This is a genomic window from Rhizobium sp. AN73, assembly GCF_030757975.1.
Taxonomy (GTDB): domain Bacteria; phylum Pseudomonadota; class Alphaproteobacteria; order Rhizobiales; family Rhizobiaceae; genus Agrobacterium; species Agrobacterium arsenijevicii.
The window spans coordinates 2,860,465-2,882,301 of record NZ_JARWME010000002.1; the positions used below are offsets into that span (position 1 = coordinate 2,860,465).

Sequence of the window (21,837 nt, forward strand, 5' to 3'; positions counted from 1 at the left end):
GTTACGATGATTCTCGAGATTTGCGTGGACGATGTGGCGGGGCTGGAAGCGGCGGTCAGAGGCGGAGCCGACCGGATCGAACTCTGCGCGGCGCTGTCCGGCGGCGGCGTGACGCCCTCTGTCGGCTTCATGCATCGGGCGGCGGCATATGACCTGCCGGTGAGCGTGATGATCAGGCCGCGGGCTGGTGATTTCGTGTTCACGCACGACGAGGCTGATGTGATGAAACGCGATATCGACGCGGCACGGGCGGCGGGGCTTTCCGGCGTTGTGCTTGGCGCCTCGCTTGCCGATGGCTCGCTTGATATTCCCCTGCTTGAAGAATTGCGCCGTCACGCCGATGGGCTGGATGTGACGCTGCACCGGGCCATCGATGTCGTTCCCGACATGGATGAGGCTTTGGAGGCTGCCATCGCGCTCGGTTTTCCGAGAATTCTGACTTCCGGCGGTGCGCGTTCGGCACTCGAAGGTATCGAGACGCTGGCGCGGTTATCCGAGCTGGCTGACGGCCGGATTATCATCATGCCGGGTGCCGGTGTGCGCCCGCCAATCGTGCAGGCACTGCTGGATCGCTTTCCCATCACGGAAATCCATGCGTCCTGTTCCACCGTTCCGTTTTACGATCCGGAAAGCCGGGTGGCAAAGCTCGGTTTCACCGGTGCGGGGCGCAAGGGTACGGATGAGGCGGCGGTTCGCGAGTTGAAGGCGATCCTCACCGCTCATCAAAAAGGCGGCGTAGGGCTCTAGCAGTTCCGGCCGCCCCGTCGAGATCGAGTGTGATCGTGTCCGGTTCCGGCAGGGCCAATGCCGCCTCGATCGCGTCGGCCATGGATTGCGCGGAGATATCTTTCTCCTCCAGCACCTGCGCCAGTCCCAGTCGCGCCAGACGTTCGGCGCGGGCGCTCTGCTCCGTTTCACCACCGGCCGCGAAGGGTATGAGGAGCGAGCGGCATTTTGCCTGAAGAATATCGCAGACCGTATTGTAACCGGCTTGCGAAACCGAAAGCCGCGCGCCGGCGAGCAGGCTTGCGAAATCCTTGCGGAAGCGGAAAACGGAAACATTATCCGCTGCCTGCGCCGAGATCGCATCGAAATCCGCTTGCGGCATATTGGGGCCGGTCACGAGGCACCAGCTCTTGATGTCATCCAGCAGCGGGGCGGCTTCAAGTGCTGACCGGACGAGTGCCGCACCAACGGCGCCGCCGCCTGCGGACACCACGATATCGAATTTCTCAGCCGGTTCCGGTGGCGGTAGCGGTGCAACGAGGCCGGTATAGACAATGCGCTGGCTGATCTCACCGGCAAGGGGAAAGGTCTCTTCAAGCCGGACGAAATCCGGATCACCGTGGACCAGAACCGCGTCGAAATGTTTCTTCACCAGCGATACGGTTTCTTCGTCCCGGCCCGGTTTGGTTTTTTCCTGCAGAATGTCGCGCAGCGACGCCATGACGAGCGGGCGCGGTTCACTATCCTCAATCTCATCCAGAAGCGGCAGCAATTCGAAACGCACCTGCCTGCGGCCGAAGGGGGAACGCCTCGATGATGACGATATCCGGTTTTGCACCGTGATAAGCGCCGATGAGCATATCCGTGCGGAGTTTCTTGAAGTCGTCATCCACCGGTTTGCCAGAGCTGTCGACAAGGCCGGAAAAGCTTTCGTCGCTGACGGCGATCGGCGGCAATTCGACGTGGCGGATGCCTTCGCCCGGAAAACCCGGAACCGGCGTGCCGCCCGTCACCAGAACGACATCGAAACCATCCGCCTGAAGGGCATTGGCAACGCGGCTGGCACGGGCGATATGGCCGATGCCCAGAAGGTGCTGGACGTAAAAGAAAACGGAAGGACGCTTTTCCGCATCGGTCATGGCGTTTTTTCCCACTCGGTTTCGAACAGGGCCTTCAACTCGGCAATGCTGGTGCGGTTGTCGAAGGCGGTTCGTACACGGTTCTCGGCAGCACTCCCCAGACGCTGGCGCAATTGCGGATCGGTGATTGCAGTGCGTAGCGCTTCCGCGAAGGCGGCCGGATTTTCCGGCTCCGTCAGCAGCCCGTTTTCACCGTTGACAAAGAATTCTGGAATGCCTGATATATTGGTGGAAATGCAGGTTAGCGCCTGGCTGGCAGCCTCGACCAGCACATTGGGGAGACCGTCGCGATCACCATCGCTGGTGATGCGGCAGGCAAGGGCAAACAGATCCGCCTCACGGTAATTCTCCAGCACCTGCTTCTGGTCCATTGCCCCGGTCCAGACGATCTTGTCGGCAATGCCAAGCTCGTCGGCGAGTTTCTTCAGTGCTGCAAGCTCGTCACCGCCGCCGATATGGGTGAAACGCCAATGGATATCCTGCGGAAGCGAGGCCAGTGCCTGCAACAGAATATCGATGCCCTTTTTCTTGACCGCGCGGCCGACACTCAAAATCCTGACCGGATCAAGGGCGTTCGATCCATCTCTCTGCGGGCGCGGCGCGTCGAAATGCGGGAAGCGGGTGAGATCAAGTCCGTGATAGCTCAAGTGCACATTCTGCTTGAGGCCGGAAAGGTCGCGGAGGTGCTGAAAGCCACTCGCCGTGCAGGTTACAGCCCAGCGGGCGCTTTCCAGTTTGGCGGCAAGGTCGCGGTCGCTGGAGGTCCAGATATCCTTGGCGTGGGCCGAAATCGTCCAGGGCGTGCCGGTGATGAGGTGCGCATAGGCGGCGACCGAGGCGGGCGTGTGAATGAAGTGAACATGCAGCCACTCGGCATCCGCTGGCCATTCGTGGGATAGCACGGCGGCCTGCCCGAAACGGCGGAAGCGGTTGCGGCTGAGATCATGCGGCAGATCGCTGAAAAACCGGCGAAGCGCCTTGGTGAAGCCCGGCTTCTTGCGGCAGGCCCACAATGCTTTCAAAACACGCAGAGGTTCCTCGTGCAGATATTCCGGCAGATAGGTGACGGGTGCGCGGATTTCATCATGAACGGGGTGGCGTTTTTTATCCGTCGGGCGACGCATGGACATGAGTTCAAGTGTGAGGCCAGCCTTTTCAAGCCCCAGAAGTTCCTGGGCGATGAAAGTCTCGGACAGGCGCGGATAGCCCTTGAGGAGCACCACGATTTTTTTTGTATCGGTCACGTTGCGCGTGTCTCTTTTGAAGCGGCGGTTGTCGGGGAGCCAGTCACGCGGTCAGCGTGATCGGCGCCTTTTCACCCTCGGGCGGCAGCCATTCGGCTATCCGTTTCGATATGTTTTCCAGACCGTCGAGCTTCAGCTCCCGCGAATTGACGGAAGGTGGCGCGCGGTTCGGCAGCGCTTTGAGAGCTGCGGCCATTTTTGCGGGGTTCTCGGCGTCTTCCGGTAGAAGCATGTCGAAAAGGCCAAGCTCCGATGCGCGGCTGGCGCGGATGAGCTGCTCTTCCCTCGGCACCGTGCGCGGCACGACGAGGGCGGGCTTGTCGAAGGACAATATCTCGCAAACGGTGTTGTAGCCGCCCATCGACACGACAGCCTGGGCGCCGGCAACGAGGTCTTCCATGCGGTTATCGAATTCGATGATCTCGATATACGGAATATCGGCGACGCTGCTCATGAAGCGCTGGCGCTGGTCTGCCGGCATATAGGGGCCGAGAACCACGAGTGCCTTGTGGGTCAGTTCGCTATCATGGCGGTAAGCGTTGATGACGTCGTCGATCAATTCGCTGCCGTCACCGCCGCCGCCGGTGGTGATAAGGAGATAGTCGCCTTCCGGCCGGTGCGCAACGGTTTCGGCCTGCGTTTTGGAGCGTTGCAGGAAACCGACGAAATCCATCTTGTCGCGAACCGTTTGAGGAACGTCGAGCCCGGTCAGCGGGTCATGGAAATCCGGCGGGCCATAAATCCAGACGTGGTCGTAGAATTTGCCGATCTTGGTCATCACGTCATTGCGCTTCCACTCCGCCTCAAGCAGCTGTGGCGCATCCATGACGTCACGCAGGCCGATGACGAGCTTGGTTCCCTGGCTTTTGAGGTAGGTAAGCGTTTCTTCCACCTCGCCGCGAAGGCCCATGGGCTCCTTGTCGACGATGAAGATGTCCGGCTGGAAGCTTTCGGCGGTGTGATAGATGATGGAGCGGCGCATCTTCAGCGTTTCCTGAAGATCGATATGCCTGTCCATGGAGGTGTATTCGCCGTTGCGCAGCTTGATGACGCTCGGGATCTTCACGAAATCGACGCGGGCGCGATAATCGAAGGCGCCGGCAATGGTCGCGCCTGAGATGATGAGGACGTTGAGGCCGCGATAATCCTCGACCAGTGCGTGGGCGATCGTGCGACACCGCCGCAGATGGCCAAGGCCGAAGGAATCGTGGCTGTACATGAGGATGCGTGCGTCGTTCAAACGGGAGGTCATCGGCCACACCTCTTTTTGCCTTTCACAAAAAAGGCGATGGCGGAAGAGCAGTTTATCAAGGCGTGTTCCATTTTATCTGAAGGGATCAGCAGCATCACGTAGTCCGTCACCGAAGAAATTAAAGGCCAGAATGACGAGAACAACCGGAATCGTCGGGATGAGAAGCCACGGATATAGCGCAATGACGCTGACGCTGCGCGCCTCCGTGAGCAAAATTCCCCAACTTGTGATCGGTGGCCTGAGGCCGAGGCCGAGGAAGCTCAACGCGGTTTCGCCGAGAATCATGCCCGGTATCGTCAGCGTTGCCGACGCGATCAGGTGCGACATGAAGCCGGGGATAAGGTGTCTGCCAATGATGCGCGGCGTGCCGGCGCCCATCAATTGTGCAGCCAAAACATAGTCTTCCTCACGAAGCGCAAGCAATTTCGAGCGCACGGCGCGTGCCAGTCCTGTCCAGTCCAGCATACCGAGAATGATGGTGATGCCGAGATAGACGAGGATCGGGCTCCAGGTCACTGGCATGATCGCCGCAAGTGCGAGCCATAGCGGAATGCTCGGAATGGATTGCAGGACTTCGATGATGCGCTGGACGATGAGATCGAACGTGCCGCCGCGATAACCGGCTAGACCGCCGATCACAATGCCGAGAACGAAGCTCATGGCGACGCCGAGAAGGCCGATCGTCAGCGAGATACGCGCGCCATAGATGATCCGCGACAGCACGTCACGTCCGAGCCGGTCGGTGCCGAGCAGGAACATCTCACCGCCTTCGGCCGGGCATACGAAATGGGTTCTGCCCTCGATCATGCCCCAGAAATGGTAGGTATCGCCCTTGCAGAACAAGCGCAGCGGCTGGATATCCGTCGGCACATCGCGGTAGACGCGCCTCAGATTGTCCATGTCCAGCGTCATTTCCCGGCCATAAACGAAGGGGCCGACAAATTTGCCGTCATTAAAGAGGTGAATGCCCTGGGGCGGGGCGTAGATATGATCGATATTGCGGGTATGGAGATTGTAAGGGGCGAGAAACTCGCTGATCAGGATCGAAAGATAAAGCACCACCAGAAAAGCGCCGGACCAGACGGCGATCTTGTGCTGGCGGAACTGCCACCACATGAGCCGCAGCTGCGATGCCTTGCTGAAGGCCGCCATTCCAGACGTGTTGGGTTCGATGAGCGACGGGTCGAACGGTGCCGCCGAGACGTAATGGGGCAAGGCGTCGCCCGGTGTGGGGATGGATGAAGTCATTTGACGTTACCACCTCCAAAGCGGATTCTCGGGTCAAGTATTGCAAGGGCGATATCCGAGACAAGAACACCGATCACCGTCAGGAATGCGAGGAACATCAGGAACGAACCCGCCAGATACATATCCTGGCTTTGCAGCGCCCGGATCAGCATCGGACCGGTGGTTTCGAGCGACAGCACGACGGCGGTGATTTCCGCGCCTGATATGATCGCGGGCAGGATCGAGCCGATATCAGAGATGAAGAAATTCAGCGCCATGCGCAGCGGATATTTGATCAGTACCTTGAAGGGGTGAAGCCCCTTGGCGCGGGCGGTCACGACATATTGCTTCTGCAATTCGTCCAGAAGGTTGGCGCGCAGGCGGCGGATCATGCCCGCCGTACCCGCCGTTCCGATGATGAGGACGGGGATCCAGATATGTTCGAGGATCGACTTGAACTTCGGCCAGCTCATCGCCTGGTTCAGATATTCCCGGTCCATCAGATGGCCGATGGAAATGCCGAACCAGATGTTGGCGAAATACATCAGGATCAGCGCCAGCATGAAGTTGGGGATGGCGATGCCGAGCAGACCGAGGAAGGTCAGGCCGTAGTCACCCCAGCTGTATTTGTGCGTGGCGGAATAGATGCCGATCGGAAAGGCCAGGAGCCAGGTGACGATGATGGTGACGAAGGACACCAGAACTGTCAGCCACAGACGGTCTCCCACCACCTCGTTTACAGGCAGCTGATATTCGAAGGAATAACCGAAATCGCCAACCAGCATGCCGGTCGCCCAGCGGAAATAGCGGATCGGCGCCGGTTGGTCGAAGCCGTAACGGATGCGCAACTCTTCGATTTCGGCAAGGTTTGCGGTCTCGCCCATGGCGCGCAGTTCGGCAACGTAGCTTTCGAAATAATCGCCCGGCGGCAATTCGATGATGGTGAAGACCAGCATCGAGATCAGGATCAGTGTGGGGATCATGACGAGGATGCGCTTGAGAATATACCGCAGCATATCAGGCGTCTCCGTCATACCAGAAGGCATCCGGCATGTAGACGCCGAGATACGATGTGGGTTCAAAACCGAAAAGCGCCTTTTCCGGCACGTTTCGCATACGTTTGACATGGACGACGGGTTGCAGTGCGCCGTTGACGATGCCGATGGAAAACACCTGCTGTGTGTAGATTTCCAGCATTTCCAGCCAGATGGCCTCGCGCTCTTCTTCGGCGACGCTTCGGCGCCATTTTTTAAGCAGGTCCAGCAGGTGCACCGCTTCCGGCAGATCTGGCTCCTTGCCTTCGCGCCCGCCGGAAAGATAATGGATGCCCCAGACCGGCCATTGCAGCTGGTCGTCGCCGGTGGGAGCAAGGCCTGACGGCAGCATGTCGGGGGTCGGCACGCCATTGTCCATGCCCATCCACACCGACATCAACACCTCGCCGCCCATGGCGCGCTTGCGGAAGACATCGCGCTGGGTGGGGCGGACGGAAACCGCAATGCCGATGTGCCGCCAGTGATCCGTCACCAGTTCCATCACGTCGGTCTCGAGCGTGCTTTCACCTGTTGTCTCGACGATGATATAGGCCGGGCGGCCATCCGGCAGAAGCCGATTGCCGGCATTGTCACGCTTCTCAAGACCCGCTTCGTCGAGCAACCTGTTGGCCATCGCCCGGTCAAAGGCGCTCCAGGCTTCGGCAAATTCCGGCCGGTAAAGCGGGCTTTCGGGCAGGACCGTATCGGCGCTTTCCTTTGCCAGCCCGTAAAAGCAGACCATGTTGATTTCGTGCCGGTTTATTGCGAGCGACATTGCGCGGCGCACACGAACGTCCTGGAAACATTGCCGCCACACCAGATCTGCGCAATTCAGATTGGGCAAAAGTGCGATCCGCGACCCCTGAGAGCGCTTGTAGAGATTTACCTTCAATGGGAAGCGCTTTTCGGCATCCTTCAGGAAGGTGTAATCGGCGAAATCGAGGCCGAAATATTGCAGATCGCTATCGCCCGACGCCGTCTTGGCCGAGATGATGTCGGAAGAGGTGACGTTCAGCAGGAACCGGTCGAGATAGGGCAGTTGCAGGCCGTTTTCGTCGACACGGTGATAATAGGGGTTACGCTCGAACACGAACTGTTCGGCCGGCGGCGAAGTCGTATTGCGCCATGCGTCGAGCGTCGGCAGGGCGGGATTTTCCGGGCGGACCTGCCGCGACATCTTGATATGCAGCCCGCTCCAGTCATCCGTCTTGTTTTTCTTGATGAGCTTGGCGAGGTTTTCCGCAGTCTGATATTTGATGTGGAACTGCTTCATATAGGCAGCGGGCAGGAACAGCCGCGCGGGCGACGCCGCCGCGAGCTTCGCCAGAAAATCCGGGTTCGGACCTTCCCAGGTGTAGCGCACCGTCAGCCGGTCGATGACTTCGATCAGGGGCGGATTGTTGTTGACCAGAAGTTCGATCGGCGGGCCGCCCTTGTGGATTTCCTTGTTGAGAGCGACGTCCTCCCAGAAATAGCGGAAATCCTCGGACGTCAAATCGCTGCCGTCGGACCATTTGTGGCCTTCGCGCAGCTTGAAGGTGAAGATGCGTTCGTCCTGAACGTCGTAGCTTTCCAGAATGTCCGGATGAAGCTCAAATTTTTCGTCATAACCGACCAGGCGGGCATAGTTGCTGATGGGCATGAGCCTGATATCGCGCTGGCCGCCGATCAGCATGCGCACCGAGCCGCCGTGTTTTCCCGGTTCCCGGCCAAGTGCTTTCATATCGATGACGCGCGGATTTTTCGGCAGGCGCTCCGCTATATCAGGCAACTCGCCCTTGTCCCGCTTCTCCTTGAAATAGGCGGGATCGGTATAGGCGGCGCGCGCATAGGCCGGCAAAAATACGGAGGCCATCAAGGCAAGGGTGGTGCGGCGCGTGATCAAGGGCGAAGCTCCCGGATGTCGGCATTGCCGTTTGCAAGAACGAAATGGCCGTCGCCCAGATCGGCGGAGATCATTTCGCCATCACCCTCGTCGCGGAATTGCTTGCCCCAGTCGAACTTGCCCGTCGCGCTGATCTTGCCGATGGTGCGGAAATCGAGCGGACGGTCGAGATCGGGGAAAGGCACGGCTGCCAGCAGCGATTTGGTATAGGGATGCACCGGGGAGCGCATCATGATTTCCCGCGGCGCCAGCTCGACAATACGGCCCTCGCACATCACGGCCACGCGGTCAGCCATATAATCCACGACCGCCAGATTGTGCGAGATGAAGAGGTAGGTAAGCCCGAGGTCTTTTTGCAAATCCTTGAGCAGGTTGAGAATTTGTGCCTGTACCGAAACGTCGAGGGCGGAAACGGGTTCGTCGCAGATCAATAATTCGGGACCGAGCGCCAGGGCTCTCGCAATGCCGATACGCTGCCTTTGGCCGCCCGAGAAGCTGTGCGGGTAACGGTTCAGCGCGCTTTCGCCAAGGCCGATGGCCTTGACGAGGTTGCGGACTTTCTCCGCGCGGTATTTCGCATCGCCCCGTCCATGAATTTCAAGCGGCTCGCTCAAGAGATTGCGCACGGTCATGCGCGGCGAAAGCGACGAGATCGGGTCCTGGAAGACCATCTGAATCTTCGACCGTAATTCCTTGAGATCGCCGTCCCTGGCATTGAGGACATCGATATCGCCCTGCGGCCGGTGAAAGGTCACCGAGCCTTCATCCGGGCGCACGGCGCGCATGAGGATTTTGCTGACGGTTGTCTTGCCGCTGCCGCTTTCGCCCACCAGCCCGAGGCATTCTCCCCGGCGGATTTCAAAACTGACGCTGTTGACCGCCTTGGTGGCGTTGGCGTCGCGGCGGCTGAACCAGCTGGATTTCCGGGTCGTGAAGGTCTTGCTGATATTGTCCACGGTCAGAAGCGGGCCGGGGGTTTTATTCACTGCGGCGGTTTTTTTGCCGACAAGGCTTTCGTGATCGACGTTGATTTCGCGCAGCGCCTTCAGCCTCTCGCCGGGCTTCATATCGAAATGCGGCACGGCGGCCATCAGGCCCTTGAGGTAGGGATGGCTCGGTGCCTTGAAGATGTCATCGACCGTTCCGGCTTCCATGATCTCGCCCTGGTAGATCACGGCAACCTCGTCGGCGATGTTTGCTACCACGCCAAGATCGTGGGTGATGAGCAGCATGCTCATGTTCAGCCGGCTCTGGAGATCGCGCAGCAGCTTAAGGATTTGCGCCTGGATGGTCACGTCCAGAGCGGTCGTCGGCTCGTCGGCGATCAGAAGGGCGGGGCGACAGATCAGCGCCATGGCGATCATGGCGCGCTGGCGCATGCCGCCCGACAATTCGAAGGGATACATGTTCACGACCTTTTTGGGGTTGGAAAACCCCACAAGGTCGAGCGTTTCATACATTTTTTCCGCGCGCTCGGCCGGCGACAGGATGCTGTGGATTCTCAGCGCTTCGTCGATCTGGTTGCCGATCGTATGCAGCGGCGAAAAAGACGTCATCGGTTCCTGAAAAATCAGCCCGATGCGATTTCCGCGTATGGCGCGGATTTCCCGACCGTCCTTCGGCAGTTGCAGCAGATCGATGGGACCGGCGGCGGCATTTGCGGGATCGGTGAACAGCACACGGCCGTTCACGCGCGCCGTCTTGGGGTGGATACCCATGATCGTCTGGCCGATCACGGATTTTCCGGAGCCGGATTCTCCGACGAGTGCCGTGACTTTTCCCGGAAGAATGCGAAGACTGGCACCCCTCACGGCGTCAATCGTGCCACCCATAAGAGAAAACGAGACCTGCAGGTTTTCAATACGGAGCAAATCTGCGCCTGCGCTCATGCCAAAGGGTTCCTTGCCGTCTCTTTATCGTTGCCTTGTGACAATTTGCTCAGGAGGGCTTAAAGGCACGTTATCGCAGGGTCTGTTGTCTGTCTATGCTCCTGAAACATCGAAATGTGCAGCAAATTCAAAGCCGGCTTCCAAAACGCTATGGCTTGCCTGATGGCTCGTGTTTGGCGATATGTTAACGAGCGTTTCCGGGTGAGGATCCATGTCCGACAAGAAATATTACGATGCCCAGCTGGATAGAGCCCGGCAGTTGCAAAACGAAGGCCAATATGGCGAAGCGCATGCGCTTCTATTATCTCTGGTTGCAGAAAAAGACGGACACCTGATGGGTGAGCGAACGGTGCTCGGCCTGCCGCGCAGGCTGCATGCGGCACGGCTGCGGCTCGCTAAGGCCGAAGGCGATATGGTCGCCAAAATCGGCTATCAATATACGCTGGTTCCACCGCCGCAGACGCTGGCAAAATATGCACAATTTTCCCCGCAGGAGCGCCGCACGATCAACCTGAAAAGCAGGGAAGATGTGCCGAGGCTCATTCACCAGATATGGATCGGGGAAAAGGCTCTGCCGGTATCGGTCAAGGCCTGGGCCGCCCACGCCGCGGCGCATGGTTACGAATATCACCTCTGGCGGGAGACCGATCTTGAGCGCGAGGGCGTGTTTTCGAACGATGTTTTCAGGATGATGCTGGACAAGGGCGATTATCCCGGTGCTGTCGATGTGGCCCGCTATGTTTTGCTGGAGCGTTTTGGCGGCATCTATCTCGATTGCGACTGGTATCCGGCGCGGGACGACGTGAGTTTCGACGCTTTCCTGCCATTGTCAGGGTTGACAGCGTTCGATGAAAAAACGCCGCGTGATACCGGACAGGGCAGCATGCTTCTCGCCAATTCCTTCATCGCAGCGCCTGCCGGTCATCCGGTTTTTCGCAGGATGCTGGAAGCGTTTCCGGGGATTCTTGAGGAGATGCCACGCGCGCCTGCCTGGTGGTCGACCGGCCCGCTGATCTTTACCGTCGTCGCCCGCGCAGGAAGTATCAGTCTTGCGCCTGCGGGGTTTGTTGCCGCTGCTCTTGCTGACCGCGCCGCGTTTCAGGAGGTGGAGGCCATCAGGCGGGGACTTGACGAGACAGGCGGGATGCTGATTGCCTGGAAGTCATGGTGATATTTCGTTGATGAGTTCCGCCGAGGAACGCCAGCGCGCGGCGGGATGGTTTGAGGTCACTTCGAAAAGCTGCCTCAGAAAGCGCCAGACGTTTTCATCATGCACGAGATGATGGGTGAGGATGCCAGTCGCGCCGCCATCCTCCGCAACTCGCAGGACACGGGCGGCGGTTTCGGCGAAAAGGACGTCGTCGTCACGGCCGCCGCGGCTGCCGTGCCAGTCGATCACATCAACATGGGTGTTCAGGCACGGCGGCACGGTGTTCTTCTCCGGTCCGAAAACCGAAAGCGCACGATATCCAAGGTCCGCCAGACCCTTCACGATATTGGCATCGATGCGGTTCCACGGCGGAACGAGCATCGGCACAAAACGCTTGCCATGCAGATCATGCAGTTTTTCCAGCCCGGATTGCAACTCGTCGAGAACAACGGACAGGTCGCGGTGTGATCCGAGTTCCTGCTTCTTTTCGTTCTCGCCGGCATAATTCGTATGCGACCAGCCATGGACGGCGATCTGGGCAATGTCAGCCGCATCCAAGTGCTGTGCGAGCTTATCCGTGGTCATCTCCGGGATAACTGCGAGGGTGACCGGAGCGGAAAAGCGGCTGCAAAGATCAAGCAGCGTGTCGAGCGCCGGTGTCGGCTCCACCGCATCGTCGTCTCTCAGCCAGAGATCGGCCGTCACGCCGCGCCGTCCGCATTCGTCCAGTGCCGCTACGAGTTTTTCCAGACTCATGATGTTCGTGCCTTTGCTCGCAACAGGATGTCGTTCAGCTCTTTTGCGGCATTTTCCAGAGATCGTTCATTTTTTACGAACTGGCAGGCCGCCCTTGCCAGCTCTTCACGCCGCCCGTCATCGCCGAGCAAGGTCTCAATTGCTGCGGCATAGGCGGCTGTATCATTTTCTGGTGTCAGTAATCCGGTGGTTCCGGATTTTACCACTTCCGGAACACCGGCCACCTCTTCGGCGACAACGGGCAGTCCGGCGGCCTGCGCTTCTAGATAGGCAAGACCATAGGCCTCGCCGTGCCCCGGCCAGACATAAAGCGATGCCCTGGAAAGAAGAGAGGCGATTTCCGTCGCGGTTTTTTCCCCGTGCCAGACAAGACGGTGATCCGGGAAGGAACTGAACATGGCTTGCACAGCCGCACGTTCCGGCCCGTCACCGACGATATCCAGTGTCCAGTTCAGCTCTTGCGGCAGCAGGGCAAGTGCCTCGGAAAGCGCGCAATAGCTGTCCAGCTTGTCGCCCGCCCGCATCATGGCGACGGTGATGAGCTTTCCGGGGGTGGGGCGGGGTGTATTCTTGAGAAAGGCGTCGGCATCGATAAAGGGTGGCAACATCGCCAAGTTAAGGGTTGGCGATGCGCGTGAAAGCCCCTCGCGGTCCCGCGCAGTGAAACAGATATTTACCGAGGCGGCGTTCAATGCGGTCAGCAATCCGTCCTGAACCACCTGCCAGCCCATTCCATTGCGTTTGGGGGAATAGGACGCTTCGGCAGTGGCGTAGGGGATGTTGAAACGTCTGCTCAGTTCCGGCCCGAGCAAATCCGGGGCCTTGTAGTAGGGGTGATAACAAAACCAGAGGTCCGGTGCACCGTGTCGCTGCCAGCGTGTCGCAATGGTCTCGATTTCGCGATTGGCCTCATCGGCGAGCAAGGTTCGCGCCGGATCATCCGCCTGTTTCAGAAAGCTGCGTAGCTCGGAGGCGACGGAAACCTCGTGGCCGCCCAGAGCCATCGCCTTCATCAGCAGGCGAGCCATCAGCCGGTCTCCGGAGGGAACGGGATGGTTGGGCGATTTGAGCGGTGAATAAAAAGCGATCTTCATGCCGACGGTTGTGCGTTGGCCGCGGCGCTGGCGTCAACCGGAATTTGAGAGGGGCGAGCCTTGACAGCCCGGCCATTCTTGCCCAACTGAAAGGCATCTTTTGCACATGCGCGGAGCGTGACACGCTTTGACTTCTTCAGTTATCTCCCAGAACCTGCTTTCCAGCATCGAAAACAAGAGCGCCAAAGCTGCAGTTATCGGCCTCGGTTATGTCGGCCTGCCACTGGCCATGACGATCGCCAAAGCCGGTTTCAAGGTGGTCGGCTTCGATATCGATCCGGGTAAAATTACCGCGATCGATGCGGGCCGCAGCTATATCGAGGCGGTTTCGGACGAGGTGCTGGCAAGCGTCAGGCTCAATGACGGCTTTGTCGCTACTTCAGATTTTTCCAGGCTGGCCGAATGCGACGTGATCGCCATTTGTGTGCCGACGCCTTTGACGAAATATCGCGAGCCGGATCTTTCCTATGTCGAAAAAACCTGTCGGGACATTGCCGCCCATCTGCGGCAGGGGCAGCTCGTGGTTCTGGAATCGACTACCTATCCCGGCACGACCGACGGGGTGGTGAAGACCATTCTTGAAGGGACCGGGCTTGTCTCCGGTGTCGATTTCTTCATCGGTTTTTCGCCCGAGCGGGAAGATCCCGGCAATCGCGATTTCGAGACTTCGACCATTCCGAAGGTCGTGGCGGGCGATGGCGAAGCGGCTGGGAAGCTGATGGCGGCCTTCTACGGTTCTGTGGTCAAGAAGATCGTTCCGGTCTCGACAAACGCCACGGCCGAGGCCGTGAAAATCACCGAAAACGTCTTCCGCGCCGTGAATATCGCGCTCGTCAACGAACTCAAGGTCGTCTACGAGGCGATGGGTATCGACATATGGGAAGTGATCGATGCGGCGAAAACCAAGCCGTTCGGTTTCATGCCGTTTTATCCCGGCCCGGGCCTCGGCGGCCATTGCATACCGATCGACCCGTTCTACCTCACCTGGAAATCGCGGGAGTATGAACTGCCGACGCGGTTCATCGAACTCGCCGGCGAAATCAACACCGGTATGCCGCGCCATGTCATCGGCCGGGTTGCGGAAGCGCTGGATATCCACTCTGGCAAGGCGCTTAGCCGCTCGAAGGTGCTGGTCGTCGGCCTCGCCTACAAGAAGAATGTGCCCGATATTCGTGAAAGCCCCTCGCTGAAACTCATAGAGCTTATTCACGAACGCGGCGGCGAAGCGGCCTATTTCGACCCCTATGTGGCCGAAATCCCGAAAACCCGGGAATATAGCCACCTGATGGGCATGAAATCCGTGGCATGGGACAGGCAGTCGATCAGCGCCTTCGACGCCGTTCTCGTGGCGACCGATCACGACAATGTCGACTATGCCGCACTCTGCGAATGGGCGCCGCTGATCATCGACACGCGCAACGTCTTCGCGCGCCGGGATATTGCCGCAAAACACATCATCAAGGCCTGATCGCCTCGCATAGAGGGTTTCCGGTGGATTTCTGATTGGACGAACATGAGCAGACTAGACAGTTTCATTCGCCGGTTGACCGCGCAGCGGGATATACTCAACCACGTCAAGGCCGATCTCGATCTTCCTGACGAAGGTGCGATCATGGAAATCGGGCTTGGGAACGGGCGCACGTTCAATCACTTGCGGGAACTGTTTCCGGAACGCCGCATCGTTGCCTTTGACAGGGCCATGGGCGCACACGCCTCGTCGGTTCCCGCGCAGGAAGATCTCGTGATCGGCGAAATATCGGAAACCGCTCCGGCCTTCATCGGTGTAGAGGCGGCCATGGTGCATGCTGATATCGGTACGGGTTATCCCGAAAAGGATGCGATCACCCTGACGTGGCTGCCTGATCTTACCGCGGGAATGCTGGCAAAAGGCGGTGTCGCGGTCAGCGGTCTGCCTCTGGACCATCCCATGCTGAAGCCGCTACCGGTGCCGGAAAGCGTGCCGACGGACCGTTATTTTCTCTATCGCAAGATTTGAGGCTGGGCGGCCCGGCGGCGAGAATGCCGGGATTGCCTTATAGATAGCGCTCGCTCTCTTCCTTCGAGAGCAGGAAAACCTTCATCTGCGAGTTCCGCCCGCGAATGGCGATTTTTTTCGCTGCGCAGATCGGCAATCTCCTGTCCTGCCTGAATGATGGCGGGTTCGGAAACGACGATGGCGGCTCCGAACTCCTTGGCCTTGGTTTCCAGCCTGCTCGCCACGTTCACGGTGTCGCCGATGGCCGTCAGGGTTTTCGCGGCGCCATATCCCATGATGCCGACAATCGTCGGGCCAGCGTGAATTCCGACCACCACTTCCAGCCGGACGGCGAATTGCTTTTCCAGCCCCTCGTTCAGTATTGATAGCTCCCGCAATATGATCGCGGCTGCCCTCATGGCATTGCGGCAAGCGTTTTCCGCATCATCGCCCAGCCCGAAAAGGGCCATGGCGCCGTCGCCGATGAATTTATCGAGATGTCCACCGGCCTGTTCGACGGCCTGCCCGACAATGGTGAAGTAGCGGTTCAGAAGAAACACGACATCGTAAGGCAGTTTGGCCTCGGAGAGCGTGGTGAAATTGCGGATATCGCAAAAAGGACGGCGATCTCCTCTTCCTTGCCGGGCCGCGCCGGCTGGGCATCCATAGGCAGATCGCTTTGCTGGGGTGGCGATACGAGAAGCGCTATTCCAATATCCTGGGTGGGTCGCAACTGGCAGCCGAGCCGCACGTCCGAATCGGCATGGATGCGCCTCAACGTGGTTTGCTCGATGTCTCCGGGAGGTGGAAGCGGGCCATTGCTGTCGACAATCCTGACCCGGCAGGTTGAGCAGCGCCCTTTGCCGCCACATACGGAATAATGCGGGATGCCCGCAAGTCTGCTGGCCTCCAGAATGCTGAGCCCGGCGGGGACGCGCGCTTGTGCGCCATGTTCATAACGGATTTCTATAGCGGTCGATCTCTGCCGCCAGCTGCGCACGCCGCGCAAGACGAAAACCAGCATTACCGCGCCTGCGAAAATCGCTTCCGTTGCGCCGGTGACGAAACGGATACGCGTCTCCATCTCCCGTTGCAACGGTATGTCGTCTCTTTGAACGGTGGTATCGACAAGCCCGGGGGGAAGCGAGTATTTTCTATCCACCTCCTCCAGCCAGCGGCCGGCATCACTGAAGCCTAGAAGCGCCAATAGAGGCAGCATCACCGCTACAGTCATGAATATCCCAGCTATTTTTGGATACCAGTCCCGGTAACGCAACCAGAAAAACAGGCCGATACATCCGTGGGTCCAGATCACGATCAATGCGAGGCTTTGCCACGCGCCTCCCATCGGGTTGTTGATCCAGAGCCGGCGAACGACCGAGTAATATCCCACGTCGATGTTGTAGATCATGTGCGACACACGGATATTGACGACGTGGCTGATGATCAAAAACGGGATCGACAGGCCAAGGATGGCTTGCAGCGCTTCGCGAAGCGGCATGCGCAATGTCCGGCGCTGATAAAGCGAGCGCAGAACAAGACAGATGTGCACCACAACCGATCCGTAAAAGAGCAGGCTGCTGACGGGATTGAGCCAGATCAGGCTGAACCATTTTCGAGCCCGCTCGGCGGTATCGATGGAGATGAGTGCGAGCGAGTGGTTGAAAAGATGGGAAAATACAAAGGCAAAAATGATGAGGCCGGACGATATCCGGGCGCGTCTCAAATTGGTCTCCGAAAAGAAACGGATCATGCAAATCCCATCATGCGGTCATTCGGCGCAGAATCATCATCTAGTGTGCTCTGGTGTCTTTAGTGCAGGGCATCTCGTGGCAATATCGTGGAGCAACGGGCCAACGAGGGTCAATTGTGCGTGTTCGAATGTCCACTTGCCACACGATGACAGGTCAAGACAGCGAAGAACAGCCTAACGTAAGCCAACGGCAAGAGGTCGGTGACCGCAATCAGAGTTCGATGATCTGGCCGTCCATTGCCGCGAATGCGCCGCTGAACTGGGCCTTAGCCTGTTTTTCGATATTGTCCAGTTCGTCGTCGCTGCGGCTTGGGGCGTGGTGGATGAAGCCGACATTTTTTGCACCCGCCAGTTTGGCAAGGCGGATAGCCTCTTGCCAGGACGAATGGCCGTAGCCGCGATACAGGCCCATCTCCTCATCGGTGAACATGGCGTCGTAGAGAAAAAGATCGACGTCCTTGATCAGATCAAGCACGTTCTTGTCGATGCTGCCTGGTTCATGTTCGGTATCGGTGATGATGGCGAGGGATTTTCCGGCCCAGTCCAGGCGATATCCGATGGCATTGCCCGGATGATTGAGCATTCCGGTTCTAATCGACAGGCCCGGATGAACATCAAGAACGTCACCCGGCATAAAGTCCCGTGTTGCCATTTTTGCGCAGCAAACTTCCAGCGGCACGGGGAACCATGGTGGGCTCATGAACTCCCGGAGCATTTCCCGCGTCGTCATGGTACCGGCGAGATGACCTGACCAAATGGCGACATCGTTGGAGCTGTTGTAGAAGGGTTTGAAATAGGGAAACCCGACAATGTGATCGTAATGGCAGTGGGAGAAGAACAGGTTGACGTCTGTAATACCTTCCGCCCGCAACGCCAGACCAGCGGGATGCAACCCCGAACCTGCGTCGAACAAAAGAACGTGATCTCCGCATCGTACCTCGATGCAGATGGTATTCCCGCCGTATTTTCGGAAGTTTTCACCTGAAACAGGAAGCGTTCCCCGCGCACCCCAGATCTTTACCCGAAAATTTCTATTACTTTCCCGACTTATTGTGTCGGAATCGAACGCCATGACACACCCCAATAACAACGGAATCTTGCACGCTTTCCTCCCATGAAGCCCGTTGTCTCTACAGATTCTTATATCCGCTCTTTTTTGGCGGACGCCCTTACCCTTATTCAGTCAGCATTTCATTTATATTGCAATGGTGCGACATTTATTTTTCCAATATCGCCATTAACGGTAGCAAGAAATTGCGACTTATGTTTTCGCGTTTGCGCGCGCTTTGCTCAGCTCCGTCGTCGTCTGGGTAAGACGTTCAGCAAGAACACGCATGACTTTGATGGTAATGTCAGGGAAATCGGACATGAGCTTGAAGAACTGTTCCTTGCCGATACGCAGGGCTTCCACATTGGTGGAGGCGCGCACGGTCGCGGTTCTGACGCTGTCGCAGAGGATGGCAATTTCACCGACGATCGCATTGCCGGTCATCTCGGCCACTTTTAACGTGCCCGATGGAGAATCGACCAGAACATCGACTTTTCCTGTCAAAAGGACATAGGCCGCATCGCCGACATCGCCCTGCCGGAACAACACGTCGCCGGTGTGATACGACACCCGGTCCGATGCGAAGGCGAGCAGTTTGAGCTTCGACGGTTCCATTTCCGAAAAAAACGGGACGCGTTTCAGCATTTGAATTTCGTCTTTGAAAAGCATTGCCTTACCCTGTTCTTGTTCCACCTCGGTCACCTTCTTGGATTTATGTTGCGACCATATCCTTGAATGTACCGTTTTCCTGCGCGAGAGTCTCGTAACTTCCATCAGCGGTAATGAGGCCCTGGTGGACAACGATGACCCGGCCGAACATGCGCGACAGCGTCGCATTCGACAGAACCCATACGATCGCCGGGTTATTATTGTTCTGTTTCAGGAATGTGATGACCCGCTCGACAATTTCCTCCTGTTGTCGGGGATCGAGGCCGGGAAGGGGGCGATTGAAGACGTAATAGTCGGATTTGCGGATCAGCGCCCTTGCGAGATTGAGCTTCTGCCGCTGGAGTGGCCCGAGCCGCTTGCCGCCGGCCCCGAGGTTGAAATCCAGACCCACCGCAAGCACACGCTCGTAGACGCCCTGCTTGCGCATGACCTCGGCCACGATGTGGGTGATGCGCCGTGATGCGTCGGTATAACGATGGCTGACCTTGCCGAAGAGAATATTGTCCAGAAGGCTGGTGGCGCTCATGTATTTCGTCGGGTCGTAGATTTCGATCACGTTCTTCAGGCTGTCGGGCAGGTTCTCATGGAACATGTGCCGGACTTCGACGATCCGGTTCATGATTTCCGGTGACAGCAGGCCGAAACGCTGCCTCGGCTCGACGTAGAAGAAGCTCAGCCGCAGCATGGCGCGTCTTTCGCTTTCATTGGCCTCGTCGAAACTCCGGCTCTGAAGACGCTGCAGCATTTGCTGATAGACCGGAACATCGTCGGGCGTCATGAATGTGAGCTGCTGGAAGAACGGGTGGTCTCCCGGCAGGTCGGCGAAGATTTCCACGATGTTTTCGGCAATCGTATACCCCATCTCGAACATGGTTTTGACGAGGCCGGTTTCGCGCATCAGCGAACGGAAATAGTCGCTTTCGATGACGGTTCTGATTGTCTGGGAGGAGTCCCGCATGGTGCCGAACAAAAGGTTCTCGCCGACGGTCGCCTCGCTGTTGTAGCTCTCCAGCTCGAAGGGGGCGATGAGGCCGCTCAGGTTCTCCTTTTCCAGTTCGGCGCGCAGGACATGCCGCAGTTCCACGATGCGGGCCGCAAGATGCAGGTCGGTCAAAGGGTCGATCGTCGAGCGCAGCGCGAATTCCAGGATATCCTGCGAGAGTTCCACGCTGTCGAGGACAGCCAGAACGGCCTGGATGAGGTTTTCCGGCTTGCCGTCACCGGCCGGGCTAGAAGCGTAGTCGATCCATTCACTGTTGATGTCGATCGTCGGATTGCCCGCCAGCTTGGCTTCGCGGATTTCCCACTTGCGGTGTTCCAGCGCCGCGCCCTCATATTGCCTGTCGGCAAGCGGTGCGTGCTTGAGGCCGTAAAGCAGATTGTCCTTCAGGCTGGCATGGAAAAAATAGCTGTCCGAGGACACGTATGAGATACGCCGCCCGGTGAGCGATTCCGGCAGTTCCAATATGTCGACGTCGTTGATGCTTACCTTGCCGGAGGTTGGCCAAAGCGTGCGGCCGATCGCATCCGCGAGCGCCTCTGCCCCCGAGCCGCCGACGATGGCGATCACCTCGCCCGGCTCGACCTTCAGCGATGCCTGCTCCAGAAGCCGGCTGCCGCTATCGTCTTCCAGCGTCAGATTGCTGACAACGATCGGAGCGGTAATTGCTGCAACGGTTCCCGGTGACAGTTTCTGCACCTTCTCATCGACCATGTTCGACGCGTCGAACTGTTCGAAGACCTGCTCGTATTTCACCTGGACATCCTGACGTGCCTGATCCCAGTCGATCAGCTCCTTCAGCGGTCCGGGCAGTTCCTTATAGGCGTTGATGACGGCGACCAGCTGGCCGACATCGAGGCTGCCCTTGAGGGTGAGATAACCGCCGAGCGCATAAAAGAAGAAGGGGGTAAGCTGCGCGAGGAAGTTATTGATGAATTTGACCAGAAACTTCCACTGGTAGAGATCGTAGCGGATCTTGAAGATGTCGCCGAGCCGGTGCGAGGCATCAGCACGTTCGAAATTGGAGGTGTCATAGGCGTGGATGGTGCCGATGCCGTCGACCATTTCGCCGATGCGTCCGGCAAGCTGGCGTGCGCTGAGCTGCCGCTGGCGCCCGAGTTCGATGAGGCGGCGGCGCATTTTGGGAATGATGCCCACCTGTATGGCGGCCATGAAAGCCGCAATCAGGCCCAGCCAGAAATTCTGCACGAGAATGAAGAACAGCGCCGAAAGCGCCTGACCGCCGAGAAGTGCCGGCTGCACGAAGGCGTCGCCGGTAAATCCGCCCAGCGGCTCGACCTCGTCTTTCACCATGCTGGAGATTTCAGCACCCTTAACCCGTTTGAAGTGCGTGGGTGGGAACCGCAGGATCCTGTCGATAAGTTCGAAGCGAATACGCCGAAGAAGCCGCTCGCCGAGGCGGCCCTTGAAGGTGTTGATGTAATATTTGAAAAGCCCGTTGATGACGACAAGCGCAAGGAAGGTCAGGCTGAGCGCCATCAACATCGACATGCGGTTGAGTTCGAGGCCATGGAAGAGCGTCACGGTGCCCCAATAGGGAATATCGACCGTGAGATGCATGAAAAGCTGTGTCGCGTTCGCCCCTTCGAAGCCATCCCCCTGAATGGGGCCGTTGACGATCTGTTTGGGCAGATCGAAGGCAAGGAAATAAGGGATCATGGACAGGGCGACGATCAGCAGGATGAACAGCTGCTGCCGCCTCGTATGCGACCAGATGTAACGCGTAAGGCTTTGTTCCATATAAAACTTCTATGACCTGTCGGGCAGGGCCCGGCGTGTTGGTTTGCGCGGTGTCAAGACGGTCAGGCTGCCGGGTGGCGGGATCCCCTCCTGCAGATAGGTATGTGACTCGCTATTTATCAGTATATTCAAGCGGTTTCGAGCAAAATAGCGCCCGTGCCGAGGCTTGCCCGCGATCCCCGATATTTGTTTTTGCAACGTGTGTGTCACTATCGATATAGAGACGACTATATTT

Annotated in this window: 15 protein-coding genes and 2 pseudogenes; 4 read left to right on the forward strand and 13 right to left on the reverse strand. The window is 58.2% G+C overall.

All coding sequences use genetic code 11. The annotated features are described in order from the left end of the window. Positions 1–6: 6 nt before the first annotated feature. Positions 7–747, forward strand: a complete 741-nt coding sequence (locus tag RBH10_RS23850; protein ID WP_281038189.1) for a copper homeostasis protein CutC — start codon at positions 7–9, stop codon at positions 745–747. Here RBH10_RS23850 and RBH10_RS23855 read toward each other — a convergent pair. The 7 genes and pseudogenes from RBH10_RS23855 to RBH10_RS23885 form a co-directional block, all read right to left on the reverse strand. After that, a pseudogene (locus RBH10_RS23855) lies at positions 713–1,865 on the reverse strand (glycosyltransferase family protein). The gene RBH10_RS23850 and the pseudogene RBH10_RS23855 sit on opposite strands and share 35 nt — an antisense overlap. After that, complete coding sequence (locus RBH10_RS23860; protein ID WP_281038187.1) at positions 1,862–3,109, reverse strand: glycosyltransferase family 4 protein; 1,248 nt, start codon at positions 3,107–3,109, stop codon at positions 1,862–1,864. Before RBH10_RS23860 ends, RBH10_RS23855 begins: the two are co-directional and overlap by 4 nt. 43 nt (positions 3,110–3,152) lie before the next feature. After that, positions 3,153–4,361 carry a glycosyltransferase family protein gene (locus tag RBH10_RS23865; RefSeq protein ID WP_281038186.1) on the reverse strand — a complete coding sequence of 403 codons (1,209 nt, stop codon included), beginning with the start codon at positions 4,359–4,361 and terminating at the stop codon, positions 3,153–3,155. 72 nt (positions 4,362–4,433) lie between these two features. Then, positions 4,434–5,609, reverse strand: a complete 1,176-nt coding sequence (locus RBH10_RS23870; RefSeq protein WP_281038185.1) for an ABC transporter permease — start codon at positions 5,607–5,609, stop codon at positions 4,434–4,436. Beyond that, a complete protein-coding gene (locus RBH10_RS23875) occupies positions 5,606–6,604 on the reverse strand; it encodes an ABC transporter permease (RefSeq protein WP_045021136.1) in 999 nt (332 codons plus the stop codon). Before RBH10_RS23875 ends, RBH10_RS23870 begins: the two co-directional genes overlap by 4 nt. Position 6,605: 1 nt before the next feature. Continuing rightward, complete coding sequence (locus tag RBH10_RS23880; protein WP_281038184.1) at positions 6,606–8,507, reverse strand: ABC transporter substrate-binding protein; 1,902 nt, start codon at positions 8,505–8,507, stop codon at positions 6,606–6,608. Then, positions 8,504–10,396, reverse strand: coding sequence for an ABC transporter ATP-binding protein (locus RBH10_RS23885; protein WP_281038183.1), 1,893 nt, complete (start codon positions 10,394–10,396; stop codon positions 8,504–8,506). The genes RBH10_RS23880 and RBH10_RS23885 overlap by 4 nt, the downstream gene beginning before the upstream one ends. Before the next feature lie 211 nt (positions 10,397–10,607). Here RBH10_RS23885 and RBH10_RS23890 point away from each other — a divergent pair, with 211 nt between their 5' ends. After that, positions 10,608–11,567, forward strand: a complete 960-nt coding sequence (locus tag RBH10_RS23890) for a glycosyltransferase family 32 protein (protein ID WP_281038182.1) — start codon at positions 10,608–10,610, stop codon at positions 11,565–11,567. Here the strand turns inward: RBH10_RS23890 and RBH10_RS23895 are convergent. Together RBH10_RS23895 and RBH10_RS23900 are read right to left on the reverse strand one after the other, a co-directional pair. Continuing rightward, complete coding sequence (locus tag RBH10_RS23895; RefSeq protein ID WP_281038181.1) at positions 11,559–12,302, reverse strand: polysaccharide deacetylase family protein; 744 nt, start codon at positions 12,300–12,302, stop codon at positions 11,559–11,561. The genes RBH10_RS23890 and RBH10_RS23895 overlap by 9 nt on opposite strands. Continuing rightward, positions 12,299–13,396, reverse strand: coding sequence for a glycosyltransferase family 4 protein (locus RBH10_RS23900; RefSeq protein WP_281038180.1), 1,098 nt, complete (start codon positions 13,394–13,396; stop codon positions 12,299–12,301). The genes RBH10_RS23895 and RBH10_RS23900 overlap by 4 nt, the downstream gene beginning before the upstream one ends. 127 nt (positions 13,397–13,523) lie before the next feature. On the opposite strand from RBH10_RS23900, the gene RBH10_RS23905 reads away from it, so the two are divergent. Together RBH10_RS23905 and RBH10_RS23910 are read left to right on the forward strand one after the other, a co-directional pair. Continuing rightward, entirely contained in the window at positions 13,524–14,864 is a 1,341-nt protein-coding gene (locus tag RBH10_RS23905; RefSeq protein ID WP_281038179.1) for a nucleotide sugar dehydrogenase, read from the forward strand. 45 nt (positions 14,865–14,909) lie between these two features. Then, positions 14,910–15,392 (forward strand): class I SAM-dependent methyltransferase, encoded by a 483-nt coding sequence (locus RBH10_RS23910; RefSeq protein WP_045021304.1) that lies wholly within the window; start codon positions 14,910–14,912, stop codon positions 15,390–15,392. 37 nt (positions 15,393–15,429) lie between these two features. Here RBH10_RS23910 and RBH10_RS23915 read toward each other — a convergent pair. From RBH10_RS23915 to RBH10_RS23930, 4 genes and pseudogenes are all read right to left on the reverse strand, one after another. After that, positions 15,430–17,124 (reverse strand): annotated as a pseudogene (locus tag RBH10_RS23915) (adenylate/guanylate cyclase domain-containing protein). A gap of 211 nt (positions 17,125–17,335) precedes the next feature. Then, positions 17,336–18,196, reverse strand: coding sequence for an MBL fold metallo-hydrolase (locus RBH10_RS23920; RefSeq protein WP_348636842.1), 861 nt, complete (start codon positions 18,194–18,196; stop codon positions 17,336–17,338). 189 nt (positions 18,197–18,385) lie between these two features. After that, positions 18,386–18,841, reverse strand: a complete 456-nt coding sequence (locus RBH10_RS23925; RefSeq protein ID WP_045021119.1) for a cyclic nucleotide-binding domain-containing protein — start codon at positions 18,839–18,841, stop codon at positions 18,386–18,388. A 43-nt stretch (positions 18,842–18,884) separates the two neighbouring features. Further along, positions 18,885–21,602 carry an ABC transporter ATP-binding protein gene (locus RBH10_RS23930; protein WP_045021117.1) on the reverse strand — a complete coding sequence of 906 codons (2,718 nt, stop codon included), beginning with the start codon at positions 21,600–21,602 and terminating at the stop codon, positions 18,885–18,887. Positions 21,603–21,837 lie beyond the last annotated feature (235 nt).

Coding starts and splice junctions, on each gene's coding strand:
- RBH10_RS23890 (WP_281038182.1), top strand. CDS start 10,608: ATGTCCGACAAGAAATATTACGATGCCCAGCTGGATAGAGCCCGGCAG.
- RBH10_RS23875 (WP_045021136.1), bottom strand. CDS start 6,604: ATGCTGCGGTATATTCTCAAGCGCATCCTCGTCATGATCCCCACACTG.
- RBH10_RS23895 (WP_281038181.1), bottom strand. CDS start 12,302: ATGAGTCTGGAAAAACTCGTAGCGGCACTGGACGAATGCGGACGGCGC.
- RBH10_RS23885 (WP_281038183.1), bottom strand. CDS start 10,396: ATGAGCGCAGGCGCAGATTTGCTCCGTATTGAAAACCTGCAGGTCTCG.
- RBH10_RS23910 (WP_045021304.1), top strand. CDS start 14,910: ATGAGCAGACTAGACAGTTTCATTCGCCGGTTGACCGCGCAGCGGGAT.
- RBH10_RS23930 (WP_045021117.1), bottom strand. CDS start 21,602: ATGGAACAAAGCCTTACGCGTTACATCTGGTCGCATACGAGGCGGCAG.
- RBH10_RS23925 (WP_045021119.1), bottom strand. CDS start 18,841: ATGCTTTTCAAAGACGAAATTCAAATGCTGAAACGCGTCCCGTTTTTT.
- RBH10_RS23865 (WP_281038186.1), bottom strand. CDS start 4,361: ATGACCTCCCGTTTGAACGACGCACGCATCCTCATGTACAGCCACGAT.
- RBH10_RS23920 (WP_348636842.1), bottom strand. CDS start 18,196: ATGGCGTTCGATTCCGACACAATAAGTCGGGAAAGTAATAGAAATTTT.
- RBH10_RS23900 (WP_281038180.1), bottom strand. CDS start 13,396: ATGAAGATCGCTTTTTATTCACCGCTCAAATCGCCCAACCATCCCGTT.
- RBH10_RS23870 (WP_281038185.1), bottom strand. CDS start 5,609: ATGACTTCATCCATCCCCACACCGGGCGACGCCTTGCCCCATTACGTC.
- RBH10_RS23850 (WP_281038189.1), top strand. CDS start 7: ATGATTCTCGAGATTTGCGTGGACGATGTGGCGGGGCTGGAAGCGGCG.